The organism is Streptomyces sp. BL1, from assembly GCF_057628045.1.
This window is the reverse complement of sequence record NZ_JBXYWZ010000002.1, coordinates 6,357,338-6,383,105: the sequence shown is the minus strand read 5'-3', so window position 1 is coordinate 6,383,105 and position 25,768 is coordinate 6,357,338. Positions and strand designations below refer to the sequence as shown.

Below are 25,768 nucleotides of genomic sequence, written 5' to 3'. Positions count from 1 at the left end.
GGCTCCCCTCCTGCCGCGTTCACCCTCTTCCACGGCCAACTCTATTCCCTGCGCGCCCCGTTGCCCCGGCTGCCATGCGCGAATCCGGACGGCGGCCGCCCCGGAAGACGGCCAGATCAGGGGGTGGCGGGGTCGGGAGGCGGGTCGCAGGCGGGGCTCAGTCGCAGGCGGGGCTCAAAGGGGCAGGCAGCTCAGCAGGCGGCGGTCAGGGCGCTGCCACGTCGCCGTCGACGTACACCCAGGCGCCGTCGTGGCGTGCGAACCGGCTGTGCTCCTCCAGCACTCCCGTGGAGCCGCCCTCGGTGTAGTGCGCGCGGAACGTCACCGTGCCGGTGCTGTGGAACGCGCTGCCGCCGTCGGTCGCCACGATCTCCAGGCCCGTCCAGCGGGTCCCGCCGTCCAGGCCGAGGCGCGGCGGACGCGTGTCGGGGTGCCACGTACGCAGCAGATAGGCCTCGTCGTGCACGGCGAAGGCGCAGTAGCGCGAGCGCATCAGTGCTTCGGGCGAGGCGGCCGCCGACTCACCGGAGTGCAGCCTGCCGCAGCACTCCCCGTACGGGGAGGCCGAGCCGCACGGGCACGGCGCGGCGGCGTCGGGGGCCGAGGGGACGGCCCGGGACGGCGTACGGGAAGGGCCCTTCCGGGAGGTTCCCTTCTGGGAGGGGCCGGAACGGGAACGGGGGCGGGGCCTGCGCGACGACATGCCCCCATGATCCCCGAAGGCCCCGCACACAGCGGACGGGGCCCGCACCGTGAGGTGCGGGCCCCGTCTCAGGGCTGTGCCGAGCGTCAGGCAGGCAGAATGTTCTCGGCCTGCGGGCCCTTCTGGCCCTGCGTGACGTCGAAGGTCACCTTCTGGCCCTCGTGGAGCTCACGGAAGCCAGAGGTGGCGATGTTCGAGTAGTGGGCGAAGACGTCCGCGCCGCCACCCTCCTGCTCGATGAAGCCGAAGCCCTTTTCCGAGTTGAACCACTTCACGGTGCCGTTAGCCATAACGTTCCTCCATATCGGGGGTCGTGCGAAGCCCGCACCCTGCGGACTTCAGGTCGCTGCAATGCCCCCATCCGGAAGGACCGGAAAAACAAAAACGCGCCTGATGATCATCTCGTCAGGCGCTCACTAAGTTCCGTGGGTACCAAAACCGCAACGTCACCTACCGTAGCACGCTCATGCCGCAGCACGAGTGACGCGCGACACGGAAGTTGCCCGGCACCGGCATCTCCCGCCCCACGAACACCCTGCGCACCGCGACACCGAGCACCAGTTCGGCTTACCCGGCCCCGCCCACGCGCGAGATCTTGACAGCATGCTGTCGCTTCGACAGCATGCTGCATATGGAGCCCCGCGAGCACGGCCACGCGCACGCACCGGAGACAGTCCGCACCGTCTATGCGGCGGTGTACGACACCTGGGCCGACTGGGAAGCCGGTCACGCCCTCGCCCACATCAACGGCCCGCAGTGGCAGCGCCGCCCCGGCCGCTACCGGGTCCGCACCCTCGGCGCGGACCAGAGCCCCGTGACGACTGCCGGCGGCGTACGGATCACGCCCGACGTCACCCTGGCCGACGTCTCGCCGCAGGACGCGGCGCTGCTGATCCTGCCGGGCGCCGGGCTGTGGGACGCCGAGGGCGACCCGCTGGCCGAGTTCGCCGTCCTGGCACGGGACTTCCGCGCCGCGGGCGTGCCGGTCGCGGCGATCTGCGGGGCGACGGCGGGCCTCGCCCGCGCGGGCCTGCTGGACGAGCGCCCGCACACCAGCGGCGCCGCGGAGTACCTCGCCGCCACCGGATACCGGGGCGGCGCCCACTACCGCGAGGCGGACGCCGTCACCGGCGACGGTGTGATCACGGCGGGTCCGACCGCGCCGGTCGGCTTCGCCCGCGAGGTCTTCGCCGAGCTCGATCTCTACGAACCGCACGTGCTCGACGCCTGGTACCGGCTGCACGCCCACTCCGACCCGAGCGCCTACCCGGTGCTGATGGCTGCCGCGTGAGCGAGGAGCACAAGACCCCGGATCTGCTCTCCGGTACGGCCCTCGCCGTGTTCCGGCTGAACGGCCAGTTCCTCGAGGCCTCCGAACGCATGGCGCGGCCCGCGGGACTCACCGCCGCGTGGTGGCAGGTCCTCGGCGCGGTCCTGCACGGACCGCAACCCGTCTCCGGAATCGCCCGCACGATGGGCATCACCCGGCAGAGCGTGCAACGCATCGCGGACCTGCTGACCACAAAGGGCCTCGCCGAGTACGTACCGAACCCGGCACACCGCACCGCCAAACTGCTCCGCCCCACGGACGCGGGCCGGGCCGCCGTACGCCGCATCATCCCCGCCCACGCGGAACTGGCCGAAGCCCTCCTCGCCGAACTCGGCGAGGAGGGCTTCACCGACACGTTGCGCACCCTGGAACGCCTCTCGAAGGCGATGGACGCGATCCGCGAACAGAGCGACACCGCTTCCTGACACGCCACCGCCACCCGGCCGCCCGGCCACCCGGCCACACGCAGAACGGCCGTTCATGAACGGCACGTTGCCCCGCATTGCGATCACATGGCGCACCCCCGCGCGCCCTTCCACCAGCACGGCGCGCCTGCCTAATGTCGAACCAGTCAGTCACGTTGGCCGTGTGCCCGAGTGGTTGAGGGGCTCGCCTGCAAAGCGAGTTACGCGGGTTCGATTCCCGCCACGGCCTCTTTCAGGACAGCCGCGCCGGTTCGCCGGTGCGGCTGTTTGCGTGGGGCGCGGTGCGGGCGGGTCAGCTGTCGGCGGGGTGGGGGTCGTTTGTGGCGGTGGCCGGGGTGGGGGCGGTCCAGCTGGCCAGGAGGCGGAGGGATTCGGCCGAGGTGGAGCCGGGTTCCGCGTGGTAGGTGAGGAGCCGCTGGCCGGGGTCGCCGGGGAGAGAGAGCATCTCGTACGCGAGGGTCAGCGGGCCGACGACGGGGTGGTGGAGTTCCTTGACGCCGAAGCTCTTCTCGCGGACGTCGTGCGCGGCCCACAGGCGGCGGAAGTCGTCGCTCTTGACGGAGAGTTCGCCGACGAGGGAGCAGAGCCGGGCGTCCTCCGGGTAGCGGCCCGCGTCCCAGCGGAGGCTGGCGACGACGTCGGCGGCCTTGGCCTCCCAGTCGGCGTAGAGGTCGCGGGCGTCCGGGTCGAGGAAGACGTGCCAGGCGAGGTTGCGCTGTTCCGGGGGCAGCGCGGCGAGGTCGCCCATGAGGGCGCAGGCGAGGCGGTTCCAGCCGATGATGTCGAGCCGGCGGCCCACCACGTAGGCGGGGATGCCGTCCATGGCGTCGAGCAGGTGCTGGAGTGCGGGCCGTACGCGCTGCGGGCGCTGCGTGGCGCGGCGGCGCCGGGAGACGGGGCGTACGAGGTGGGTCAGGTGGTCGCGCTCGGTCTGGTTGAGCCGGAGCGCGTTGCTGATGGCGTCGAGCACGGCGGTGGAGACGTTCTGGCCGCGCCCTTGTTCGAGCCGGGTGTAGTACGCGACGCTCACTCCGGCGAGCTGGGCCAGCTCCTCGCGCCGCAGCCCCGGTACGCGGCGGCGGCCGCCGTGCTCGGGCAGGCCCACGTCCCCGGGCTGCAGCCGTCCGCGGCGGGAACGGAGGAACTCGCTCAGTTCGGTGCGCTGGTCCATGCCTTCCATGATGCGGGCACGGGGCAGGGGGCCGGACACCGTGTGGGTGGTACTGCCAGTGGTAGGCACGGCAGTCGTACGTTCAAGGGGGATCTGGCTGGCACGGCCGCTGACCGGCACGGTTGCCCGTATGACGCACAACTCTGTCCCCGCTTACGCAGCACCCGCACCGAAGGCTCCGCTGGAGCGCACCACCATCGAGCGCCGGGCGCTGGGTGAGCACGACATCCTCATCGACATCAAGTACGCAGGCATCTGCCACTCCGACATCCACACTGTGCGCGCCGAATGGGGCGACGACGCGCAGTTCCCGATCGTGCCGGGGCACGAGATCGCGGGCGTCGTCTCCGAGATCGGATCCGGCGTCACGGCGTACGCGGTGGGCGACCGGGTCGGCGTCGGCTGCTTCGTCGACTCGTGCCGCGAGTGCGACAACTGCCGCGCCGGTCTTCAGCAGTACTGCACCGGCGAGACCGGCATGATCGCCACCTACGCGGGCACCGGCCGGGACGGCGAGCCGACGCAGGGCGGCTACTCCACGCACATCGTCGTGGACGAGAACTACGTGCTGGGCATCCCCGAGGGGGTCGGGCTGGACGCCGCCGCGCCGCTGCTGTGCGCGGGCGTCACGGTCTACTCGCCGCTGGCCCACTGGGGCGCGGGCCCGGGCAAGCGGGTCGCCGTCGTCGGCCTGGGCGGTCTCGGCCACATGGCCGTGAAGATCGCGCACGCGATGGGCGCCGAGGTCACGGTGCTCAGCCAGTCGCTGCGCAAGAAGGACGACGGGTTCCGGCTCGGCGCGGACGACTACCGCGCCACCTCCGACCCGGCCACCTTCGAGGAGCTGGCAGGCCGCTTCGACCTGATCCTCAACACGGTCTCCGCGGACCTCGACATGAGCGCCTACTTCGGGCTGCTGCGCACCGACGGCACGCTCGTGCAGCTCGGTGTGCCGGAGAACCCGCTGCCGGTCGTCCCGTTCTCCCTGATCGGCGGCCGCCGTTCGTTCGCCGGGTCGCTCATCGGCGGCATCCCGGAGACGCAGGAGATGCTGGACTTCTGCGCCCGGCACGGCATCGGCTCGGACATCGAGGTGATCGACGCCGCGCAGATCAACGAGGCGTACGAGCGGGTACTCGCCAGCGACGTGCGCTACCGGTTCGTCATCGACACGGCGACCATCTGACGCCGGTCAGCAGGTGACCCGACGCACCATCTGACGCGGTCAGCATGTGCACCGGTCCGCACTCTGACGCGGTCAGCATGTGACCCGGCCCGCAGTCCGACGCGGGTCAGCGTGTGACGCGGTTCGGCCGTCGTCGTGGAGCTCAGTGCTCCGCGGCGGCGGCCTTTCTGCGTTCCAGGACGTCCGCCGCGCGCAGGCACCACGCGCGGGTCTCGGTCTCGTAGCGGTGGCCGCGGTCGCAGGTCAGATAGGGGCCGACACGGTCGCCGGCACGGAGGAACTCGTCCTCGTCCAGGTCGCCGCGCAGATGCCGGAGGATCTTCTCGAAGAGCTCCACCTTCGCGCCGGCCACCTCGCCCCGCTCCCGCAGCTGCTCGATGACGGGGCCGGCGCCGACGTGGTCGACGGCGTACACCTTGACCAGCAGGTCGTCCCGGACGAACGACGGTTTGGCAGAGCCGGCCGCGAAGCGTTCCAGTTCGGCGAGTCCGTCGTCGGTGACGGTGAACAGCCGCTTGTTGGGACGGCCCTCCTGCACGACTTCCCTGCCCCGCACCAGGCTGTCCTTCTCCAGTTTGGAGAGCTCCAGATAGAGCTGCTGGGGCTGCGCGTGCCAGAAGTTGGCGACGCCGATGTCGAAGTCCTTGGCCAGTTCGTAGCCGCTGCGCTCCCCGTCGAGGAGCGCGGTCAGCACCGCGTGGCGCAGCGCCATGCCCCAACTCCCTGTCCGTGCCGTGTCCGTCAGCTGTGCGAGTCCATCTTAGTCACAGTCTTGAGTAGTCATAATATTGACTATGAAGTGGCGGGGCGCCCACACTGCGGAGCAGTAGCCCGACGCACTCCAACTGCCCTGCGGGGCACGACGTCTGGAGCACACCATGGCCCGGAAGAACGCCTATCTCGGCGGCTTCGCACCTGTGCGCGAGGAGGTCACCGCCTTCGGTCTGCCGGTGACCGGGCGCATCCCCGACGAGCTCAACGGCCGCTATCTGCGCAACGGTCCGAACCCGATGAACGCCGACGACGCCCGCCTGCACCTGTTCCTCGGCGAGGGCATGGTGCACGGCGTACGACTGCGGGAGGGCCGCGCGGAGTGGTACCGCAACCGCTGGGTGCGCTCCGACGACGTGGCCACCGCGCTCGGCGAACAGCCGCGCGGCGGCGCCCCCGTGAACCTCGCCGACTTCGCGAGCAACACCCACGTGATCGGCCACGCGGGCCGCACGCTCGCGCTGGTGGAGTCCGGGCCGCGGCCGTACGAGCTGACGTACGAGCTGGACACCGTGGGGCGCTGCGACTTCGGCGGCACGCTGCCCGCCGGCTTCACCGCGCACCCGAAGCTCGACCCGGAGACGGGCGAACTGCACGCGGTCACCTATCAGTTCGGCGACGCGACCGTGCGCTATCTCGTCGTGTCGCCCGAGGGCCTTGTCACGCGCGCGGTCGACATCCCGGCGCCGCACCTGCCGATGATGCACGACTTCGCCCTCACCGGACGGTACGCGGTGCTGTACGACCTGCCCGTCACCTTCAGCGAGGAATCCGTACAGGCGGGTGCGCAGTTGCCGTACGCATGGGAGGAGGGCCGCGGGGCGCGGATCGGGCTGCTGCCGCGGAACGGCACACAGGTGCGCTGGTTCGAGATCGACCCGTGCTGGATCTTCCACACGCTGAACGCGTACGACGACGGGGACACGGTCGTCATCGACGCCGTGCGCTACCGGCACATGATGCGCGGCGCCCAGTTGGAGGACAGTCCGCTGCCCACCCTGGAACGCTGGACGCTCGACACGGTGACCGGCAAGGCCACCCAGTCGCGCATCGACGACAGGCCGCAGGAGTTCCCCGTCGTCAGCCCGCGGCAGGTCGGCGCGGCGCACCGCTACGGCTACGCGGCGGTCACCCCGGACCTGAACGCGCATCTGGGCACCGAGGAGGAGCTGGAGTCGCTGCCGGACTCGGCGTTCGGCAACACGCTGCTCAAGCACGACCTCGTGAACGGCACTGTCGGGGAGCAGCAGTTCGCGCGCGGCGCGTACGCCGGTGAGCCCTTCTTCGTGCCGGCGGAGTCCGGCACGGCGGAGGACGACGGGTACGTCCTCTCGCTCGTGCACGACCCGGAGCGCGGCGCGAGCGATCTGGTGATCCTCTCCGCGCGGGACTTCACGGCGGCACCGCTCGCGCGGGTGCACCTCCCCGCCCGGGTACCGCTGGGCTTCCACGGCAGCTGGATCCCGGACGAGGCGTGACTGCGGCCCGGCCGGGCGCGACAGATGGACGAGCGGGCGTCGGTCTGCGCGCAGAAAGGCGTCAACCTGCGCACCGAACGGGCGTCAGCCTGCGCGCAGTTCGCGGTCGACGGCGCGCAGCAGGGTGAGCAGCATGCGGTTGAGCGGTACGTCGATTCCGTGCCGTTCGGCCGCGCGCACGACGGCCCCGGTGATGTGCTCGTGTTCCAGGGGCCGGCCGGACAGCCGGTCGTACAGCATGGACGTGCCGCCGTCGGACGGTACGGAGGTGTTCTGCCGGAGCGCGCGCTGCACGTCCTCCTCGCCGACGTCGGCGCCTTCGGCGCGGGCGACGACGGCGGCCTCGCGCAGGATGTCACCGGCGAGCGCCAGCATGTCGGGCTCGCGGAACAGGTGCATGCGCTGCTGCAGCAGGGCGGTGACCGGGTTCGCGGCGAGGTTGGTGAACATCTTGCGCCAGGCCGCGGTGGTGAAGTCGGCGACGGGCCGTACGTCGAGCCGGCTGCCCTCCAGCAGGGTGCGCAGCCGTTCGCCCGTGTCCCCCTCGGGGACGTGGAGCTGGTTGGCGGTGTGGTGCACGATGCGGCCGGGCGCGGTGCGTTCGACCGCCATGTAGGCGAGGGTCGGCAGGACCGGGGTGCCGGACGGCAGCAGCGGGGCGACACGGTCCGCGTGGTCGACGCCGTTCTGCACGACGGCGACGGACGTGTCAGGGCCGCACAGGGCGGTCAGCCACTCGGCGGCGCCCGCGGTGTCCTGGGCCTTGGTGGTGAGGAACACCCAGTCGACGGGCGTCACTTCGAGGGGCTTGGCCGCGAACCGGACGCCGGCGTGCAGGACTTCGCCGTCCGTACGGACTGTCAGCTCGTCGATGGGGGTGCGCACGCACAGGGTGACGTCGTGCCCGCTCTCGTGCGCGAAGGCGGCGAGGAGCCCGCCGATCGCTCCGCCACCGATGACCGCTATCCGGGCGGGGGAGGTGGTTGCAGGGTGCATGCGGGAATCCTATGGGCCCTGTACGGCAGGGGGAACGACGCTTCGGCAGCCCGTCCGCACAGCGGGGCCGCGACTCCGAACGGGTGATCCTGAGCGACGGCTGCAACCCCGCTCCGTGCACGCGTCGTGACAGAGGGCAGCACATCAGCTGCTTCCGCCGGTCGCGGCGGAGCGAGAGGAGACGGTTCCCATGACGGAGTGCCACGTCCCGACGAAACGATTCGCTACGGAGTACGCGTCCGCCCCCGAACGTGCTCCGGGGCTGCGCGCCCGCGACGCCCACCGGCTCACGCTGCAGACGAAGCTCACCGAGTTCGGCATCCCGCCGGCCCCCGAAGACCGCGGCGCGCTGCGGCAGTTGGCGGAGCTGGACGAGGGGTCGATCGACGCCGTGGTCCGCTGGCTGACCTGCGCGGCCACGACGGCGGCGACAGCGCGCGCCGCCCGCGCCGCCGTCGCGGCGCCGTACTCCTCCGCGCCGGAACCGGAGTGGCAGCCGCCGGCCGAACCGTGCCCCGTGCCCGACCGGCGCCCTGTGCCCGAGCCGTGCCCGGTGGCCGAGCGGCAGCCGGTGCCGGACCCGGAACCGGGCACCGACCCGCGGCTGGTCGCCTGGTGAGCGCGGAACACGGCCCGGCAGGCCGGTGCCCGTCCCGGCGCCGGCCCGGCCCGTACGCGGGACGGACCTGCCGTCCGGCGCTCGACGCGCGGCGCCCGGCGTACGGAACCCGCTGTCCGCCGCTCAGGGTTCGACGACGTCCGCGGCCGGGCCGTCGGTGAGCGGGCTCTCCAGGGCCGGGCCGCCCACGGCGTCGCCCTCCCAGGTGAGGGCCTTCCAGCCCTGGTCCGGTGCGCCGTCGAGGACGACGACGCCGGTGTTGCTCAGCGGGTGCGTCGCCGCGAACTCCACGTCCAGGTTCTGCGCGCGGGCCGCCGTCCACATACGGATCACCGCGCCGTGGCTGACGAGCGCCACGGTCTCCTCGTCCGTCGCCGCGGCCTCCGCGACCACCGCGTCGAAGCGGGCCAGCGCCTCGTCGCCGCTCTCGCCGCCGGGCATCCGCAGCTGCGTGTTCCCCTCCGACCAGGCGAAGGCCGTCGTCATGTAGGTCTGTGCGGCCTCGTCGTCGGTGCGCATCTCCATGTCGCCCGCCGACAGTTCCCTGATGCCCGCACGGACCGCGACCTCCAGCCCGAGCGCGGACGCCAGGGGCGCGGCGGTCAGCTGGGTGCGGACCAGCGTGGACGCGTACAGGGCGCCGATCCGCTCGTCGGCCAGCGCCGCGGGGAGGGCCGCGGCCTGCTGCTCGCCCAGCTCGGTCAGGCCGGGGCCCGGCGTCCCGGTGTCGAGCGCGTGGACGAGGTTGGAGGGGGTCTGGCCGTGGCGGATCAACAGCAGGCGCATGGTGCGGGAAGGACTCCGGTCTCATAGGGGACGGGCGCGTACGGGTGTACGACACCGCCCTGTCGACTCTAACCGGAGGTCACAGCGGACCTCCCCCACCGCCCGCGCCCCTCAGAAGAACCCCGTCAGCGGTGGCCCTTCGCCGTTCAGCAGGAAGTCGCCGACCACTCGCGCCTTGTGCGGAACGGGGTTGTGGCTCGCGAGGGTGCGGGCGTTGCGCCAGTGCCGGTCGAGGTTGAGGCCGCCGCGCGTGGCGGAGGCGCCGCCCACGTCGTACAGCCGCTCGGCGGCCCGCAGCGAGGCCTGCGCGGCGATCACCTGTGCCTGGGAGACCTCGACGGACGCGGCGCGCAGCCCGTCGTCCTCGCCGGCGATCCCGTCGGCGGCCGTCACGGCGATCGCGTCGTCGATGGCGGAGGCGGCGCGCAGTACCGCCGCCTCCGCTCCGTAGCCGAGCGCCGCGATCTCCCCGACGGCGTGCTGCACCAGCGGGTCCTGCACGGCGGTGTCGACTCCCGCGTGCTGTACGGCCCGTGCGCGGTCGCGCGCGTACGCCGTCGCGTCGCGCAGGGCGTCCTTGGCGATGCCCACCTGGACGGCCGCGAGATAGAGCTGGTGGTACGGGCCGAGATGGGTGCGCCGGTCCCGTACGGTCCACTCGACCGTCACCTCTTCCTCGGCGACCGGCACCGCGTCGAGCACGGTGGTGCCGCTGGCGGTGGTGCGCTGGCCCATGCCGTCCCAGTCGTCGAGCAGCCGCACCCCGTCGCGGTCGACGGGCAGGACGACGCGCACTCTGCGGTCCTCCTCGTCGACGGCCGCGACGACGACGAAGTCCGCGAACAGGCTGCCGGTGCTGTAGAACTTGGTGCCGTTCAGCCGGTAGCCGGGCGCTCCCCCGGTCCCGGCCGACGGGTCGCGCGTCAGCAGGGTTTCGATCTGGCCCGGGTGCTTGGTGCCGGTCTCCCCCGTGGCGTTGCCGAACAGGGCGCCGCGCAGCACCACTTCGTACCGGCGCCGCCTCTCCTCCTCGCCGGCGCCGCCGATGAGTTTCTCGACGTAGCCGAAGTGCGGGCGCAGCGCCTGCGCGACGTTGGAATCGGCCTCCGCGAGGTCGACGACGAGCTGGAACAGGTCGCGCAGGCGGGCGCCGGGGCCGCCGTACCGCTGCGGTACGCGGAGGGCGCCGAGGCCGCTGTTGCGTACGCGTTCCACGGAGCCGTACGGGAGTTCGCGCTCGGCCTCCCGCTGGGCCGCGCCGTCGGCGAGCCGGGCGGTGAGGCGCGGTACGCGGGCGAGCAGTTCGTGCAGTGCGGGGGTGTGCCGGCCCGGGGTGCCGTTCCCGGCGGGTGCCTGTGTGGTGAGCGGCATGGCGGTCATCCCTTCTCGCTGCCGGCCGCGGCTCCGGCCCCGGCCACGGCGGTCTCCGGCGCGCGGTCGGGCTGCGGGAGGCCCAAGTGGTCGCGGAGTGTGCTGCCTTCGTAGTCCTCGCGGAAGGCGCCGCGGGCGCGCAGCAGCGGCACCACGTGGTCGACGAAGGCGTCCAGGCCGTCCGGCAGCGCGTCCGGCACCAGCGTGAAGCCGCTCACGAGGCCGGCCTCCCACCAGCCGGTCAGGTCGTCGGCGAGCTGTTCGGGGGTGCCGGTGACGACGCGGTGGCCGCCGAGGGTGCGCGCTGCGAGCCCGGCGAGGGACAGCCCTTCGCGTCGGGCGAGGCCGGTGAGGGCGTGGAAGAACCCGGTGGGCAGCCGGTCCGGCGGCGGTCCCGCGAGCTGAGCGTCCGTCAGTGGCGCGTCGGGGTCGGTGTGTTCGGGGTCGAGGCCCAGGGTCCGCGCGGTACGGGCCAGTTGGCGTGCTCCGTCCCGTACGCCGTCCTCCAGGCGGGCGAGGCGGGCGCGTGCTTCGGCCTCCGTACCGCCGAGGACGGGGACGACGCCGGGCAGCAGCCGGATGTCATCCAACGACCGTCCGGCGCGGGCCGCGTGGGCGCCGAGCCGGGTGCGGTAGTCGCGTGCGGCGTGCTCGTCGAGCAGCGGCGCGTAGACCGCCTCGGCCCACTTGCCGGCCAGCGCGATGCCCCGTTCGGAGGCGCCGGCCTGGAGCTGTACGGGGCGGCCCTGCGGGGAGCGGGGCAGGTTGAGGGCGCCGTCGACGCGGAAGAACTCCCCGTCGTGCGCGGCCGGACGGATACGGGACGGGTCGGTGAACTCGCCGCTCTCCACGTCCGCGAGGAGTGCGCCCTCGTCCCAGGAGTCCCAGAGACGGTGTACGAGTCCGGTGAACTCATCAGCCCTGCGGTAGCGCTCCCCCGGCTCGTACGCCGCGTCGCGGCCGAAGTTGCGGCCCGCCTCGGGGAGGAAGGTGGCGACGGCGTTCCAGCCGGCCCGGCCCTCGGAGGCGTGGTCGAGGGAGAGGATCCTGCGGGCCAGGTTCCAGGGCTCGTTGAAGCTGGTGGAGGCGGTGACGACGAGTCCGGTGCGCTCGGTGGCCGCGGCGAGGTAGGAGAGCAGGACGGAGGGTTCCAGCGCCTGACCGGGGCCGTCGCCGACCCCGTCGAGCAGTGCGGGGATGTCGGCGAGGAACACCCCGTCCAGGGCGCCGCGTTCGGCGGTGCGGGCGACGGCGGCGTGCCGGTCCGGGTCGACGTACGCGCCGGGTTCCTGCCCGGGGAGGGTCCAGCCGCCCGGGTGGTGCCCCGTGCCGGTGATGTTGACGAGGAAGCTGAGCTTCCGCGGGGGTGTGGCGGGCATCAGGCGGCGGCCTCCGTCCGTACAACCGGTGCAGTGCGGGCCGGGCGGTGCAGGCCGAAGTGCGAGCGCAGCGTGGCCCCTTCGTACTCGGTGCGGAACAGGCCGCGGCGGCGCAGCTCGGGCAGGACGTGCTCGCAGAACGCGGTGAGCCCGGAAGGCACCACGTCCGGCATGAGGTTGAAGCCGTCGGCGGCGCCCGCGGTGAACCACTCCTCGATGCTGTCGGCGATCTCCTGCGGTCCGCCGACGAGGAGCCGGTGCCCCGAGCTGCCGCCGAGCCGGCCGATGAGCTGCCGCGGGGTGAGGCGTTCACGGCGGGCCAGTGCAGTGGCGGTGGCGTAGAAGCCGTGCGAGGCGCGCTGTTCGTGGACGGGCCCGAGGAGGTGCCAGGGCAGTTCGGCGTCCGGGTCGAGGTCGGCGGGGTCGAGCCCGAGCATCCCGGCGAGTCTGCTCAAGCCGAGGTCGAGCGGGACGAGGGAGGTGAGCTGGTGCCACCGTTCCAGTGCCTCGTCCCGGGAGCCGGCCACGACCGTGGACAGGCCGGGCAGCACCCGGACTTGGGACGGATCGCGGCCGAGCTCTTCGGCGCGGGCACGCAGCGAGCGCGCGTACTCCACGCCCTCCTCAATCGTCTGCGCGGCGCTGAAGACGGCTTCCGCGTGCCGTGCGGCGAGTTCGCGTCCGCCCGCCGAGCCGCCGGCCTGCACAAGGACGGGCCTGCCCTGCGGCGGGCGCGGTGTGTTGAGGGGGCCGCGTACGCGGAAGAACTCGCCGTCGTGGTCGACGGGACGGATGCGGCCGGTGTCGGCGAAGCGGCGGCCCCGTACGTCGCCGACGAGCGCGTCGTCGTCCCAGCTGTCGAAGAGCGCGGTGACGACCTCGGCGAACTCGCCCGCGCGGCCGTACCGTTCGTCCCGGTCCGGCTCCCGGTCGAGGCCGAAGTTGCGGGCCGGTGCGGGGCCCGCGGTGGTGACGATGTTGAGTCCGGCGCGGCCGCGGGAGAGATGGTCGAGCGCGGCGAAGCGGCGGGCGATGTTGTACGGCTCGTTGTACGTGCTGGACACGGTGCCGATGAGGCCGATCCTGCTGGTACGGGCGGCGACGGCGCCGAGGATGACCGTCGGCTCCAGCGCGTACTCGGGGCGCTGCCGGATGTCCGGCCCCAGGACCGGGGTGTCGGCGAGGAACAGCGCGTCCAGCTTCGCCGCCTCGGCGATGCGCGCCGCGGTGATGTAGTGGCCGATCGAGAAGGCGGCGTACGGGTCGCCGTCGGGGGCGCGCCAGGCGCTGTTGAACAGGCCGGACTGCAGCACGTTGACGTTGAGTTGGAGCCGTCGGCCGGGTGTCCCTGTCATCGCTGCGCTCCGTCCTTTCCGTGCGAGGTTCCGTGCGAGGTTCCGTGCGGGATGGTGTGGCGGGCCGGACGGGTCTCGGCGTCCTGCTCGCGCTCGATGTACGCGTCGAGCCGCGGGTCGGAGAAGGCGCGCCGCAGACTGCGGACGGCGCCGTCACCGGCGTGTGCGTCGGCGACGACGAGCTGGATGGCGAACCGCGGGTCCGCGGGGGGCGTCACCAGCCGCTGCCGCGCGGGGATCTTGGCGACGCGGAACTTGTAGGCGTAGTTGACCGCCGCGTCGACGTCGGCGAGGGAGCGGGAGACCGCGTCCAGGCCGACGGGGTGCCAGGTGAGGTGCCTGGGGTTCTTCTCGATGTCGTCGGTCTGCGCGGTGAGCGGATCGATGTCCTTGTCGAGGGTGATCAGACCGAGGCGCTGGAGTACGAGCAGCGCCTGGGTCTGGTTGGCCGGGTCGTTCGGCAGGGTGACGGTGGCACCGTCGGGCAGATCCCGCAGGCTGCGGTGCTTGGCCGAGTAGAGGGCGAACGCCTGCGTGAAGACGGGTTCGACGGCCCGCACCTTGTAGCCCTCGTTGGCTTTGATGACCTTGAGCCATTCGGCGTGCTGGGTGATGTTGGCGGCCAGATCGCCGTCCTGTGTCGACCCGTTGACCTGGTTGGCGTCGTTGACGGGCACGGGGACGACGCGGATGCCGTACCGCTGGTCGAGGTGACGTGCGACGTACTTGACGACGCCGCTCTGCGGGATGCTGCCCTGGTTGTAGCCGACCCGCAGGGTGTTGCCGAGCGGCTTCTCCGCGGGCCCGCCGGCGAGCCGTACGGCGGCGAAGCCGGTGGTGAGCAGCACGACGGCAGCGGCGGCCGCGGTCAGCGCGATACGGCGGGGCCGACGGTTCTTCAGCTCGAAGCCGTGGTCGTGCGGAAAAGACATGGTGGTCCTCACGGGGCGTACGGGCGCGGCGAGTTGGCGTACTGCGCCGCGGGGCGGGCGGACCGGTGGGCGGCGCGCGAGGGGGCAGTGGCTTCAGTGGGTGAGGCGGCGTACGACGCGGTCCCCGGTGAACTGCACGGCCAGCACCAGCAGTACGAGGGTGACGATGGTCGCGGCCATCACCGTCCCGTCGAAGCGCTCATAGCCGTAACTGATGGCCAGATAGCCGATGCCGCCCGCGCCGATGGTGCCCGCGATGGCGGAGAACTCCAGCATGCCGACCACCGCGATGGTGAGGCTGCCCACCAGCGCCGGCAGCGCCTCTGTGAGCTGCACGGATCCGATCACCTGGAGGCGTGAACCCCCGGCGGCGCGGCCCGCGTCGGAGGCTTCCGGCGGTACGTCGCGCAGGGCCCGTTCCACGAGGCGCGCGAAGTACGGGATGCCGGCGAGGGCCATGGGGACGATGGCGGCGGCCACGCCGATGGTGGTGCCGGTCAGCAGCCGGGTGAAGGGGATGACGGCGGCCATCAGGATCACGAACGGCAGGGACCGGCCGAGGCTGACGACCCAGCTGACGGCGGCCTGCGGTCCGGGGCGCGGAAAGAGGCCGCCCGGCGCGAGGTTGTGCAGCAGGACGCCGAGCGGGGTGCCCGCGACGAGGACGATCAGCATCACGACGCCGACCATCTGCAGCGTCTCGGCGAGTGCGGGCAGCAGCAGCGGCCACAGCTCCCCGAGGGGGCGCCCGGCGGCGAGCTGCGTCCCACCGGTGGCGGCCGTGGTGTGCAGGTCTGCGGCGTACAGGGTGGCGGCGCTCATGCGGCGGCCTCCGACGCGGCGGCGGCCGGCAACTTGCCGCCGGCCAGGGCCCGTTCCGGCGTGTGCGCGTCCCCGTGGGCTGCCGCTTCCGGCGCGGCCCGTTCCGTGTCCAGCCCCCAGCCGTGCAGGGCCCGTTCGAGGCGTGCCGTGTCGTGTTCCGGTACGGCGACGAGGGCGCGGCCCGCGGCCCGTCCTCCGAGGCCCTCCACCGTCGCGGACAACAGCCGTACGGACAGGCCGTGTTCGGCGCCGAGCCGGGACAGCCAGTCCAGCGGCGCGTCCGGGTCCCGGTACGTGACGCGGCGCAGGGCGAGCCCCTCGGCGGGCGCGGCGGGCGGCCGGTCGGGGAACAGTTCCCTGCCGAGCGCCGAATGCGGGTCGGACACCAGGCCGGCCACGGGGCCCGATTCGGCGACGCGGCCCTCGCGCAGCAGCACGGCGGTGTCCGCGATCTCCCGTACGACGTCCATCTCGTGGGTGATGAGCAGCACGGCCAGGCCGAGGTCGTCGCTGAGTTCGCGGAGCAGCGCCAGTACGGACCGGGTGGTCTCCGGGTCGAGACCCGAGGTGGCCTCGTCCGACACCAGCGCGGTGGGCCGGAGCGCCAACGCGCGGGCGATGCCGACCCGTTGGCGCTGCCCGCCGGACAGCTGCCGCGGATAGTGGTCCGCCTTGCCGGCCAGGCCCACCCGTTCCAGCAGCTCCGCGACGCGTGCCCGCACCTGCCGGTCGGTGACGCCGAGGAAATGGAGCGGCAGGGCGACGTTCTCGGCTGCCGTACGGCGATTGAGGAGGTTGGCGGACTGGAAGACGGTGCCGATCGCCCGCCGTGCGTGCCGCAGTTCGCGTTCGGGGAAGTCCGTCACGTCGATGCCGGCGAGATGCACCCGCCCGCCCGTGGGGCGTTCGAGGAGGTTGACGCAGCGGGCCAGGGTGCTCTTGCCGGCGCCGCTGCGGCCGACGACGGCTCCGATGGTGCCCGCCTCGATCTCCAGATCGACGCGGTCCAGGACACGGTGTTCGGCCGCGCCCGTATGGAAGGTCTTGCTGAGCTGCTCGGCTCGTATCACGGAGGCTCCATGACGCTCGGGGTGACGCTCAGGGGAAGAGACGGCGAGAGTCAGGGCGCCGGACAGCCCGCGCTGGTGATCACCATGTGATCCACGGCGCGACGGCGGGTCAGGGAGCGGCTCCTCAGCATGGCCACGATGCTCACCCTCCACGTCACCGCAGGTCAATGGCTTACGGGGCACCGCAGCACGGCTGTAGGACGCCGGTCACACGCCCGCAATGCCCGTTCATGGAACGGGGCTCGGCGAGGGCGCGGCACGCGGACCGCTTGACGACGGCGCGAGGCACGCGGCGCTCTCGCGCTGAGCGCGCGTGCGGCCGGTGCCGCGTTGTGTGCCCCGCGCGTTTGCCGGGCGGCTGCGGTTCGCGTGGTGTTCGCGCAGTTCCCCGCGCCCCTATCGGGGGCGGCTTGACGCCGGCCCAACTGCCCGGGACGCAGCACCCGGTGCGCCTCCCGCAGCGCCTGTACGGGGTCGGCCAGGTGGTAGAGCATCCACAGGGCGGCAGCGCCGTCGAACCGGCCGTCGCGGAACGGCAGTCGGAGCGCGTCCGCGCACACCGCGGGGCGGGGCGCGTCGGCGAGGCGCCGGGCCCGGTCGACGACCACGGCGCCGACGCCCTCGTCGGCCGGCAGCGCGGCGAGCGTGCCGTTGCCGCCGCCGATGTCGACGGCTCCGGGGCCGGCTCCGGGGGCCTTGCCGGGGCGGCTCATGGACCGGGTCTGTCCGCGACCGCCGCTCTCCGCACGCGCGACGCGGCGGCTTGACCGTAACGGGTCCCGTACGGCGGGGAGTTACTCCCCCAGCGCCGCGGCGAGGCGGTCGAGGGACGGGAGGGCGCGGTTGATCGCGGCGCGGTCGGCGGACGAGAGCGTGGCGAGCGCGTCGTCGAGGGTCTGGCTGCTGGCGCGGTCGTAGCGCTCCAGGAGTTCGAGAGCGGCGGGTGTCGCCGAGAGGCCGACGGCGCGCAGGTCGGTCTCCGAGGCGTGCCGTTCGACGAGGCCCTGCGCGGTCATCGCGCGGACGAGATTGCTGACCGTCGACGGGGACACCCGCAGCTGTGCCGCCACGGCGCGGGTGCCGAGCGGGCCCTCGGCGGAGAGCACCCGCAGCAGTTCGATGTGCGCCTCGGGCAGGTCCGGGAGGTCCTCGGCGGCGCGGGTCGCGCGCAGCACGGCCCGGCGCAGGGGGCCGAGCAGGCGGGAGAGGTCGGCGGCGGTGTCCATGGGGCGATTCTGTCATCGTGATCGTTTTGTCACGCAGTTGTTTTGTCTCACATCTATTTTGCTGCACACTTGTTTTGCTGCAAACTATGTTTGTGGCAAAATGAAAGTGCGGTCGCAGCCGGCGGCCGCACACAGCACAGAAGGAGGCACCCCATGACCGTCATGACCCCCACCACCGTGGCGAACCCCGTTCCCCCGCAGGACCTCTCCGGCCTCGCCGGGAAGCGGTTCATCTACACGTACGCCAACGGCTGGCAGTACGAGATGTACGTGAAGAACGCCCGCACCATCGACTACCGGATCCACACCGGCATGGTCGGCGGGCGCTGGGTCAAGAACCAGGCGATCGACCTGGTCCGGCTCGACGAGGATGTCTACAAGGTGTCGTGGACCGAGCCGACCGGCACCTCGGTCAGCGTGAACGTCTCCCCCGCCAAGCGGCAGCTGCACGGCGTGATCTTCTTCCCGCACTGGGTCGAGGAGCACCCCGAGCGCACCGTCTGCTTCCAGAACGACCACCTGGCCGAGATGGCCGCGTACCGCGACGCGGGCCCCACCTACCCGCTGTACGTCGTCCCGGAGTTCGCGAAGATCACCCTGTTCGAGCACGTCGGCGAGGACGACGAGAACGTCGTCGCCACGGGCCCCGCCGACCTCCCGGCAGACTTCGCAAACCGCACCAACTGAGCGGCCCCGTACACCCGTACGCCTGTCGTGCGCTGAGCGGTCGTAGGGTGAAGCGCGGCCGGGCGGGGTGCCGTTCGTACGGGGCACAGTTCGTACGCCGGAACGGCAACCCGCCCCGGCGTACGGCCTGTTCGTGGAGTGAGGGGACTGGATGCGGTACATCGTCATCGGGGCGGGAGCTGTCGGCGGCGCCGTCGGGGGGCGGCTGCACGAGAGCGGGCACGAGGTGGTGCTGGTCGCGCGGGGCGCGCACGCGCAGGCGCTGCGGGACGGCGGACTCTCACTGACGACGCCCGACGGGACGCTCCGGTTGGACGTGCCCGTCGCCGAACGGCCCGAAGAGGTCGCACTGCGCGAGGGCGACGTGCTCGTCCTCGCGGTCAAGACGCAGGACAGCGTGGCCGCGCTGGACGCCTGGGCGTGCCGCCCGGTGGCCGGCGGCGGCACGGCGGCCGAACGGCTGCCGCTGGTGTGCGCGCAGAACGGCGTGGAGAACGAACGGCTGGCGCTGCGCCGCTTCCGCCACGTGTACGGGGCGTGCGTGTGGCTGCCCGCGACGTATCTCACGCCGGGCGCGATCGTCGCCCCCTGCGCCCCGTACACCGGCGCGCTCCTCCTCGGCCGCCACCCGGCAGCGGGCGGCGACGGGAACGGGGACGGCGACGACGGGACCGTGCAGGAGATCGCCGCCGGGCTGCGGAAGTCGCGGCTGATGGCGCCCGTCGTGCCGGACGTGATGCGCTGGAAGTACGGCAAGCTGGTCGGCAATCTCGTCAACGCCGTCGAGGCCGTGTGCGGCCCGGACGCCGGACCGGGCGCGGCCGGCTTGACCGCGCGCGCCCAGGCGGAGGCGGCCGCCGTCCTCTCCGCGGCGGGCATTGCATGGACAAGTCCGGACGAAATGGCTGAACTGCGCGGCGATTCCATCGACGTTCAGCCCCTGGAGGACGCCGGTCCGCGGCTCAGCTCCTCCGCGCAGAGCCTCGTCCGCGGCGCGGGCTCCATCGAGACCGACTATCTGAACGGGGAGATCGTGCTGCTGGCCCGCGAGTGCGGTGTGCCGGCCCCGGTCAACGAGACGCTCCAGCACGCCGCGAACGAGAGTGCCCGTACGGGCCGCGCACCGGGCGGTGTGACGCCCGAACAGATCCTCGCGCTCGCCGACGGCGAGGCGGCCACCACTCCCTGAACGCCTGCCCCTCCCCCTCCGCCGGGGTGCCGCCCGTCACAGAAACGTGACGGGCGGCACCCCGGCGACACGTGTCATGCACGCGGACTGGCAGGATCCGCGTAAGACACAGGTGTAGAGCGGCGTCCGCGCCCGGCGGACGCCGGCACGACCGACAGACACGAAGACCGACAGACACGAAGGGGGAATCGTGGCGCGGGCCGAAAAGGCGAAGCAGGCCGCGAGGACGGCCGCACGGGACGTCGCGGAAGGAGCCGATCCGCGGGCCGCCGCGGAGGAGGAACTCCGGCGGCGCACCGGCAGGGACGCGGGACGGCAGCAGCCGGAGGACGAGGGAATGGACCCCTCCGACTTTCCCGCGGCCCGTGAACAGGGCGGCAGCATCGACACGTTCATGGCGGAACAGACCGTCCCCCTGGACGAGGCCGGCGAGGAGCTCAACCGCAGCGACCAGCGGCGGGAGGACGGGCAGATGGTGCACGCCATCTGCCCGATGGTGATCCCGAAGGGCCGCTCGTTCGTCCGAATGCTGCCCGTGCTGTCGCTGCTGGTCATCGGCGCGATCGGCGGGTCCGTCGTGGGCGCGACGGGCAGCGACGTGGTCACCAATCCGCTGTTCGGCGTGCACTACTGGGTGTTGTCCGTGCTGGCGGTGGCCTTCGTGTGGTGGCGGCAGGGCATGGTGATGGTGCCGGACGGCTGCCAGGCGCTGATCACACGCTTCGGGAAGCTGGAGCAGGTCGTCGGCCCCGGCCGGGTGATCCTGCTCAACCCGTGGAAGCGGGTCTCGTACATCGTCAACACCACCCGCGAGTACCCCTTCAACGCGCCCGTGCGGGAAGCCCCGACGAAGGGCGGCGTGAAGGCGTCCATCGATCTGTTCATCCAGTTCCGGATCAGTGACCCGGTCGAGTTCGTGTACACGCTGGGCGCGGTGCGCGGCTTCCAGGAGAAGCTGAACAACGCGGTGAGCGAGACGATCCGCAGCCTCATCTACGAGCAGCAGGCCGCCGCGATCTACGACATGGTCGGTGAGGACACGAGCCGGCTGCTGGAACAGCTCAACAGCCAGTTCCGCCCGGCGGTCGAGCTGACCAACGCCAACATCACGCACGCCGAACCGTCCGACCGCAGCTACCGGATGGACCTGGCGGCCCCGGAGATGGTGCGGGTCGCGAAGGAGGCGTACACCCACGAGTACGCGCTGCAGCTGCGCAAGGAGCAGGACGAGGGCGACCTGACGAAGGAGCTCGCGTCCCAGCACGAGGAACTCTCCGCGATCCAGGCGGACATCGCGCAGTACCAGGCGCAGATGGACACCGCCGTCGAGCGGGAGACGAACCGCGCGGAGGCGCTGGCCCGGCAGCGGTACGTACAGGCCGAGTCGGAGGCGAACGCCAACGCGGCACTGCTGGAGGCGCAGTCGCTGGACATCCGCGCGGTGACGGCGGCCGAGGCGCCGGAGATCCTCGAATACCGGTACCAGCAGCAGGTGCTGGACACCCTGGAGCAGGTCGCCGACCATCTGCCGCGGCTGGTGCGGATCGGCGGCTCCGGCGAGAACGGCGCCGCCGGCGTCGACTTCCTGGCGCTGGCCCGCGAGTTGGTGGGCGAGCACGGCACGGAGCTGTTCAGCGAGGCGGACATGGCGGCGGTACGGGACCGGCTGCCGGAGGTGTCGGCGCGGATCGCCGAGCGCGAGCCGCAGATCAGCGCCCTGCTGGAGGCGGAGCGGCCGACCGTTCCCGCCACGCGGGACACGGCGGAGAACGCGGAGGCCGGCGGTGTGCCCGGCGGCGCCCGCGGTGAGGACGACGAGAACGAGGAGGCCGGTCAGTGAGCAGCACCCGTATGAGGTCGGTCATCTCGGAGAAGGTCGCGCCCTGGAGCGACGTGGCCCAGCTGCTGCGGGCCGGCGAGTCCGGGAAGCTCGTCCCGGTCATCATCCCCAAGCACCGGCGCAGGGTCTGGTGGATGCTGCCGCTGTGGCTCGGCGTGTTCGCGCTGCTGTGCGGCGTGCTGCTGAACGCCGGGCCCGACGACGGTCTGACGGCCGCCGTACAGGGCACGTTGGCGGTGGTCGCCTGGTGCGCCGGGATCGTGCTGCTGGCGGTCGGCGCGCTGTGGTGGTGGCGGTCGTCCATCATCGAGATCGAGCAGGGCACGGTCGGGATCCTCACCCACTACGGGGCGATCTCCCGCACCCTCGACCCGGGCCGGCACTACCTGTGGCACCCCTGGTCCCGGGTGGACTTCGTGGTGGACGTCGCCACCGAGAACCCGTACTCGGCGCCGGTGGTGGCCTGCCCGACGCGGGAGAGCGTGCCGCTGCGCTCCATCGAGTTCTTCCTCAAGTTCCGCATCACGGACGCGGTCCAGTTCGTACGGACCATCGGCGCGGGCAACTTCGACCTGGTGCTGTCCAGCGCCGTGCAGGACGCCATCCGGCAGCGGGGCCGCCTCGTGCAGACGGAGCGCGCGTACGACCTGCGCGGCTCGGACGTGGCCGACATGCAGGACCTGCTGAACCGTCAGCTCGAACGGTACGGGGTGCGCGTCACCGGCTCCAACATCCCCGATGTGCAACTGCCCGCGCAGTACCAGCAGCACCTGGCGACGCAGGAGCGGGTCGCGAAGGAGCGCACCGCGTACGAGCAGGAGTGGGGCCTCACGCGCAAGCGCCGCATCGACGGTCTGACGATGGACATCGAGCGGGCGAAGAAGGTGCGGGACGCCCGCATCGTCGAGGTGAAGGCCGCGCTCAACAAGGCCCGTGAGGACGTCGCCCAGCTGCTGGAGCGGCAGGAGACGCAGGCGCAGCGGGTGCGGTTCGAGATCGAGACCCGCGGCCGCAGTGGGCTGATCTCCGCGGAGAACGAGGCCCGCGCGCAGCGTGCGCTGGCGCAGGCGTACCGCGACAACCGTGCGGTGCTGCAGTACGAACTGGCCCGCAAGCGGCTGGACGTCGGCGCGGCGCTCGCGGGCAAGGCCCCGCAGCCGGTCGTCGTCCGTACCGACGGCGGACCGGGCGGCAGCGACACCTCCGCGCTCTCCACCCTGCTGGCCGCGCAACTCCTGCCGGGCATCACGTCCGGCGGCTCCGGCGCGGTCTCCATGGACGGCGAGCAGGCGCGGCGCGCCGCGGAGCGGCTGGTCAACGGCAACGCCGACGCGCAGGCATGACGCCGCGGGCCGTACGGGCGGGGGCGACCCCGCCCGTACGGCCCGCGTTTCGGCGTCTGCCGACGCGTTTCAGCGTTTGGCGACGGCTCAGAGCTTGCTGACGACTCCGCGCCAGGTCCAGCCCGCCGTGAGGACCGCGTCCCGCAGCGGGTCCTTCAGCTCGGCGCTGTCGAAGCGGAAGGTCTCCTCCACCTCGAAGCCGCCTTCTTTCCCGCGCCCGACGGTCCACCGCACGGACTTCTGGTTCACCGGGCCGCGTCCGTACTCCTTCGACACCGGTACGCCCTCGACCCAGTCGACCTTCCACTGTTCGTCGAGCGCGCGGACCACGTGCTCCTTCGGCAGGAACCGCATCCGGATCCGGATCCGGCGGCTCAGCTGCGAACGGGCGAAGAAGGACTGCCAGGCCGGCTCCATGAGCCGCCACTCGGCCACCAGATCGACGCCTTCCGGCGCACCGTCCCGTACGACGTACGGCACGTCCGGCCCGTTCAGCCCGAGCAGCGCGGCCCGCAGATCCGCCACGGACTGCGCCGGAACGTCGCTCCCGGGCCGCTTGGTGCCGGTCAGTTTGTCGAAGATGCCCATGGAATCCGCTCGCTTGTCTCCAGCTCCCCGCGTCGGCTCAGAGCTTGCCGGCCACCACTCCGCGCCAGGTCCATCCGGCCTTGAGAACCGCGTTCTGCAGGGGGTCCTTCATCTCCGAGCTGTCGAAGCGGAACGTCTCGGTCACTTCGAGCCCGCCGCCCTTCCCGCGGCCGATCGACCATTCCCGGGAGAACGTCTTCGCCGGCCCGCGGCTGTACCTCTTCGACATCGGCTTGCCCCCGGTCCAGCCGATCTCCCACTGCTCCTCGACGACCCGGACCTCGTGGCTCTCCGGAACGAATCGCATCCGGATCTCCAGGGCGCGGCCCAACTGGGAGCTGGCGAAGACGCCCTGCCACGCCGGTTCCTCGAGCCGCCACTCCGCGACGAGATCGACGCCTTCCGGCGCGCCGTCGCGTACGAGATAGGGCACGTCCGGCCCGTTCAGGCCCAGCAGCGTGGCCTGCAGATCCGCGCGAGGCTGCGCCGGGACATCCCTGCCGGGTCGTTTCGTGCCGTTGAATCTGTCGAAGAAGCCCATCGGATCAACCTAATCGAGTGTCTGGTCGTCGGAACACGTCCTCCCGCCGCACTGGGACGTGTCAGGAGGCCGCCTCGCCCTCCGGGCGGACAGTGCGTACGAATTCCCGGAAATCCACCAGAACGGTGTCATGTTGGGCCGTGGTCGCGGTCAGGGACAGCCGGATCACCGCGCGGCTGCCGGGGTCGGCGTCCGGCATGGAGAGATACACCTGGGACTGGACGAGGTCCCGGTGCTCACCGCCGGCGCCGGAAGAGAAGGTCAACTCCTGCGTCAGGCCGGGCGCTTCGGCGGAACCGACCTCGTTGCGGCCGGCGACCGCCACCGACTCGGCGACCTCGCGCATACGGTCCACCGATTCGTCGGCGATATCGGCCAGCGTGGTGGCGTGCGGCCGGCTTTCGCCGTCGATGGTGATGTTGGCGGTGAACCCGGCCTCCGGCTGAGGGTGCAGTGCGACGAAGGCCACACCTGGAGCACCCACTTCCTCGGGAGGCGCCGGACGCCAGCCTTCCGGCAACCGGAATTCGATGGGCACCGGCAATGTCGTGGGCATCCCGGCCCCTCCTCTCGTCACGTGGCAGCTTGAATCAGCGCGTCAGCACAGTACGTCAGAACAGGCCGACGACCGCGTCCTTGGCCGACCCGGCGGCGTCTCCGATACCGCCCGCCACATCGCCCACCGCGTCGGCCGCGTCGCCCGCGGTGTCGGCCACCTTGCCCGGGTCGATGGTGAACTCCATGCCGATGGCACCGCCAAGGCCGGGGGCCACGCCTCCCTTGGCGCCGATATGGAACTTGCCGTCCTCTTTCTTCCCGAAGGTGAAGTCGGCCTCCGCGCCCGCGCCGGCCCAGCCCTCGGCCGTCACTCCGGCGCCGATCCCGCCGGCCTCCGCACCGCCGGTGACGCTGCCTTTCGCTCCGGCGAACGCCTCGGCGCCGGAGTGGAACCCGTCGGCACCGATCCCCGCGTTGAGCCCGGCCTCACCACCGGCGAATCCGGTCGCCCGCCCGTAAGCAGAGGCGACGTCGGTGCCGGCGCGCCCCTCGGCCATGGCCCGTCCGCCCGCGGACACTTCGGCGTTGCCGGAGATGCCCTCGTCGGTCATGCCGGCACTCGCGGTGCCGCGCGCACCCGCGTAGGCATCGGCGATCCCCGACAGTTTCATCGATCCGTTGGTCATCGAGCCCTGTGCCGTCGCGTGGCCGAGGTCGGCGTAGGCCTTGAGCATGCCCTGCTTGCCGTAGCCGAGGCCGGTGGCGGAGGCGCCGACGTCGGGGCCGTTGGCCTTGGCGTCGCCCTCGCGCTTCCAGCCGTCGGTCTGCGTCTTGACCTGGGAGTCGGGGACTCCGGCCTTGGCCAGGTCGCCCTCGGCGTGCGCGTTGAAGCCGCCGAAGCCGCTGCCGTCCAGTGAGACGTCGGCCACCGCGCGGGACAGCGCACGCTTCACGCTCTGGTCGGCCTCGTCGACCGCCCGCACCGCTTTGGCGATCTTGCTGGTCCACTGCCGCTCGGCCTCCGCGGTGGCCTCCGCGTAGCCGGGGTCGTGGCGGGCGGCCTGCTTCTCGTCCTCGGAGAGCTTGTCGAAGCCGACGTACTTCGCCCTGCCGGCGTCGTCGACCTTGTAGTCCTTCTCCTCCGCGTCGGCGACGAGGTCCTTGACCTCTTTCTGCAGCCGCGTCAGCTCGGTGTGCCCCTCGCGCAGGATCTGCGCGACGGCCAGCGCCTCCTTCTTCGCCGCCTCGTACTCGTAGGCGGTCGCCTGGGAGGTGTTCTGGTGCGCGCCGAAGGCCAGACCCTGCCAGTTCCCGTTGTCCAGCGCGCGCGGTACGTGCGTCGTGTAGTCGCCCTTCAGCTCACCGAAGCGCTCGCCCATGGTCTTCCAGGCCTTGGAGACGTCCGACAGCGACGACAGATCAGCGGTCAGCACGTTCTGGTAGCTCAGTGGCACGTCAAGTC

The 25,768-nt window shown here is 72.1% G+C and carries 27 protein-coding genes and 1 tRNA gene; 10 read left to right on the top strand and 18 right to left on the bottom strand.

Annotated features, from left to right (window positions below; all coding sequences use genetic code 11):
- Positions 1-205: 205 nt before the first annotated feature.
- Both AC3AGO_RS28000 and AC3AGO_RS27995 read right to left on the bottom strand, forming a co-directional pair.
- Positions 206-703 (bottom strand): YchJ family protein, encoded by a 498-nt coding sequence (locus tag AC3AGO_RS28000; RefSeq protein ID WP_487823014.1) that lies wholly within the window; start codon positions 701-703, stop codon positions 206-208.
- A gap of 86 nt (positions 704-789) precedes the next feature.
- A complete protein-coding gene (locus AC3AGO_RS27995; RefSeq protein ID WP_487823013.1) occupies positions 790-993 on the bottom strand; it encodes a cold-shock protein in 204 nt (67 codons plus the stop codon).
- A gap of 332 nt (positions 994-1,325) precedes the next feature.
- Here AC3AGO_RS27995 and AC3AGO_RS27990 point away from each other — a divergent pair, with 332 nt between their 5' ends.
- From AC3AGO_RS27990 to AC3AGO_RS27980, 3 genes are all read left to right on the top strand, one after another.
- A complete protein-coding gene (locus tag AC3AGO_RS27990) occupies positions 1,326-1,994 on the top strand; it encodes a DJ-1/PfpI family protein (protein WP_487823012.1) in 669 nt (222 codons plus the stop codon).
- On the top strand, positions 1,991-2,458 hold the full coding sequence (locus AC3AGO_RS27985; RefSeq protein WP_487823011.1) for a MarR family winged helix-turn-helix transcriptional regulator: 468 nt from the start codon (positions 1,991-1,993) through the stop codon (positions 2,456-2,458). Before AC3AGO_RS27990 ends, AC3AGO_RS27985 begins: the two co-directional genes overlap by 4 nt.
- A 157-nt stretch (positions 2,459-2,615) precedes the next feature.
- Positions 2,616-2,687, top strand: a tRNA-Cys gene (locus AC3AGO_RS27980).
- Between the two features lie 63 nt (positions 2,688-2,750).
- Here the strand turns inward: AC3AGO_RS27980 and AC3AGO_RS27975 are convergent.
- Entirely contained in the window at positions 2,751-3,629 is an 879-nt protein-coding gene (locus AC3AGO_RS27975) for a helix-turn-helix transcriptional regulator (RefSeq protein WP_487823010.1), read from the bottom strand.
- 130 nt (positions 3,630-3,759) lie between these two features.
- Between AC3AGO_RS27975 and AC3AGO_RS27970 the strand changes: the two genes are divergently transcribed.
- A complete protein-coding gene (locus tag AC3AGO_RS27970; RefSeq protein ID WP_487823009.1) occupies positions 3,760-4,815 on the top strand; it encodes an NAD(P)-dependent alcohol dehydrogenase in 1,056 nt (351 codons plus the stop codon).
- Between the two features lie 142 nt (positions 4,816-4,957).
- Here the strand turns inward: AC3AGO_RS27970 and AC3AGO_RS27965 are convergent, their stop codons facing one another.
- A complete protein-coding gene (locus AC3AGO_RS27965; RefSeq protein ID WP_487823008.1) occupies positions 4,958-5,527 on the bottom strand; it encodes a PadR family transcriptional regulator in 570 nt (189 codons plus the stop codon).
- A 166-nt stretch (positions 5,528-5,693) separates the two neighbouring features.
- Here AC3AGO_RS27965 and AC3AGO_RS27960 point away from each other — a divergent pair, with 166 nt between their 5' ends.
- Positions 5,694-7,064 carry a carotenoid oxygenase family protein gene (locus AC3AGO_RS27960; protein WP_487823007.1) on the top strand — a complete coding sequence of 457 codons (1,371 nt, stop codon included), beginning with the start codon at positions 5,694-5,696 and terminating at the stop codon, positions 7,062-7,064.
- A gap of 84 nt (positions 7,065-7,148) precedes the next feature.
- Here the strand turns inward: AC3AGO_RS27960 and AC3AGO_RS27955 are convergent, their stop codons facing one another.
- Complete coding sequence (locus AC3AGO_RS27955; protein WP_487823006.1) at positions 7,149-8,060, bottom strand: 2-dehydropantoate 2-reductase; 912 nt, start codon at positions 8,058-8,060, stop codon at positions 7,149-7,151.
- 190 nt (positions 8,061-8,250) lie between these two features.
- Here AC3AGO_RS27955 and AC3AGO_RS27950 point away from each other — a divergent pair, with 190 nt between their 5' ends.
- A complete protein-coding gene (locus AC3AGO_RS27950; protein WP_487823005.1) occupies positions 8,251-8,679 on the top strand; it encodes a hypothetical protein in 429 nt (142 codons plus the stop codon).
- A gap of 123 nt (positions 8,680-8,802) precedes the next feature.
- Here AC3AGO_RS27950 and AC3AGO_RS27945 read toward each other — a convergent pair whose 3' ends face one another.
- The 9 genes from AC3AGO_RS27945 to AC3AGO_RS27905 all read right to left on the bottom strand — a co-directional run bounded on the left by AC3AGO_RS27945 (position 8,803) and on the right by AC3AGO_RS27905 (position 17,620).
- Positions 8,803-9,465 (bottom strand): histidine phosphatase family protein, encoded by a 663-nt coding sequence (locus AC3AGO_RS27945; protein WP_487823004.1) that lies wholly within the window; start codon positions 9,463-9,465, stop codon positions 8,803-8,805.
- 111 nt (positions 9,466-9,576) lie between these two features.
- On the bottom strand, positions 9,577-10,836 hold the full coding sequence (locus AC3AGO_RS27940; RefSeq protein ID WP_487823003.1) for an acyl-CoA dehydrogenase family protein: 1,260 nt from the start codon (positions 10,834-10,836) through the stop codon (positions 9,577-9,579).
- A gap of 5 nt (positions 10,837-10,841) precedes the next feature.
- Entirely contained in the window at positions 10,842-12,215 is a 1,374-nt protein-coding gene (locus AC3AGO_RS27935) for an NtaA/DmoA family FMN-dependent monooxygenase (RefSeq protein ID WP_487823002.1), read from the bottom strand.
- Positions 12,215-13,570, bottom strand: coding sequence for an LLM class flavin-dependent oxidoreductase (locus AC3AGO_RS27930; protein ID WP_487823001.1), 1,356 nt, complete (start codon positions 13,568-13,570; stop codon positions 12,215-12,217). Before AC3AGO_RS27930 ends, AC3AGO_RS27935 begins: the two co-directional genes overlap by 1 nt.
- Entirely contained in the window at positions 13,567-14,502 is a 936-nt protein-coding gene (locus AC3AGO_RS27925; RefSeq protein WP_487823000.1) for a MetQ/NlpA family ABC transporter substrate-binding protein, read from the bottom strand. The genes AC3AGO_RS27930 and AC3AGO_RS27925 overlap by 4 nt, the downstream gene beginning before the upstream one ends.
- Positions 14,503-14,595: 93 nt before the next feature.
- Complete coding sequence (locus tag AC3AGO_RS27920) at positions 14,596-15,324, bottom strand: methionine ABC transporter permease (protein ID WP_487822999.1); 729 nt, start codon at positions 15,322-15,324, stop codon at positions 14,596-14,598.
- On the bottom strand, positions 15,321-16,394 hold the full coding sequence (locus AC3AGO_RS27915) for a methionine ABC transporter ATP-binding protein (RefSeq protein ID WP_487822998.1): 1,074 nt from the start codon (positions 16,392-16,394) through the stop codon (positions 15,321-15,323). Before AC3AGO_RS27915 ends, AC3AGO_RS27920 begins: the two co-directional genes overlap by 4 nt.
- A gap of 164 nt (positions 16,395-16,558) precedes the next feature.
- On the bottom strand, positions 16,559-17,107 hold the full coding sequence (locus AC3AGO_RS27910; protein WP_487822997.1) for a class I SAM-dependent methyltransferase: 549 nt from the start codon (positions 17,105-17,107) through the stop codon (positions 16,559-16,561).
- Positions 17,108-17,188: 81 nt separating this feature from the next.
- On the bottom strand, positions 17,189-17,620 hold the full coding sequence (locus AC3AGO_RS27905) for a MarR family winged helix-turn-helix transcriptional regulator (protein ID WP_487822996.1): 432 nt from the start codon (positions 17,618-17,620) through the stop codon (positions 17,189-17,191).
- Positions 17,621-17,773: 153 nt separating this feature from the next.
- On the opposite strand from AC3AGO_RS27905, the gene AC3AGO_RS27900 reads away from it, so the two are divergent.
- The 4 genes from AC3AGO_RS27900 (at position 17,774) to AC3AGO_RS27885 (ending at position 22,679) form a co-directional block, all read left to right on the top strand.
- On the top strand, positions 17,774-18,307 hold the full coding sequence (locus tag AC3AGO_RS27900) for a phenolic acid decarboxylase (protein ID WP_487822995.1): 534 nt from the start codon (positions 17,774-17,776) through the stop codon (positions 18,305-18,307).
- 151 nt (positions 18,308-18,458) lie between these two features.
- Positions 18,459-19,496, top strand: a complete 1,038-nt coding sequence (locus AC3AGO_RS27895) for a ketopantoate reductase family protein (RefSeq protein WP_487822994.1) — start codon at positions 18,459-18,461, stop codon at positions 19,494-19,496.
- Between the two features lie 190 nt (positions 19,497-19,686).
- Positions 19,687-21,336, top strand: a complete 1,650-nt coding sequence (locus AC3AGO_RS27890; protein WP_487822993.1) for an SPFH domain-containing protein — start codon at positions 19,687-19,689, stop codon at positions 21,334-21,336.
- A gap of 11 nt (positions 21,337-21,347) precedes the next feature.
- Positions 21,348-22,679, top strand: coding sequence for an SPFH domain-containing protein (locus AC3AGO_RS27885; protein WP_487824851.1), 1,332 nt, complete (start codon positions 21,348-21,350; stop codon positions 22,677-22,679).
- 87 nt (positions 22,680-22,766) lie between these two features.
- Here AC3AGO_RS27885 and AC3AGO_RS27880 read toward each other — a convergent pair whose 3' ends face one another.
- The 4 genes from AC3AGO_RS27880 to AC3AGO_RS27865 form a co-directional block, all read right to left on the bottom strand.
- Positions 22,767-23,267 carry a hypothetical protein gene (locus AC3AGO_RS27880; protein WP_487822992.1) on the bottom strand — a complete coding sequence of 167 codons (501 nt, stop codon included), beginning with the start codon at positions 23,265-23,267 and terminating at the stop codon, positions 22,767-22,769.
- 37 nt (positions 23,268-23,304) lie between these two features.
- Positions 23,305-23,808, bottom strand: coding sequence for a hypothetical protein (locus tag AC3AGO_RS27875; protein ID WP_487822991.1), 504 nt, complete (start codon positions 23,806-23,808; stop codon positions 23,305-23,307).
- 61 nt (positions 23,809-23,869) lie between these two features.
- On the bottom strand, positions 23,870-24,364 hold the full coding sequence (locus AC3AGO_RS27870) for a hypothetical protein (RefSeq protein ID WP_487822990.1): 495 nt from the start codon (positions 24,362-24,364) through the stop codon (positions 23,870-23,872).
- 55 nt (positions 24,365-24,419) lie between these two features.
- Positions 24,420-25,760, bottom strand: coding sequence for a hypothetical protein (locus AC3AGO_RS27865; protein WP_487822989.1), 1,341 nt, complete (start codon positions 25,758-25,760; stop codon positions 24,420-24,422).
- Positions 25,761-25,768: the final 8 nt, after the last annotated feature.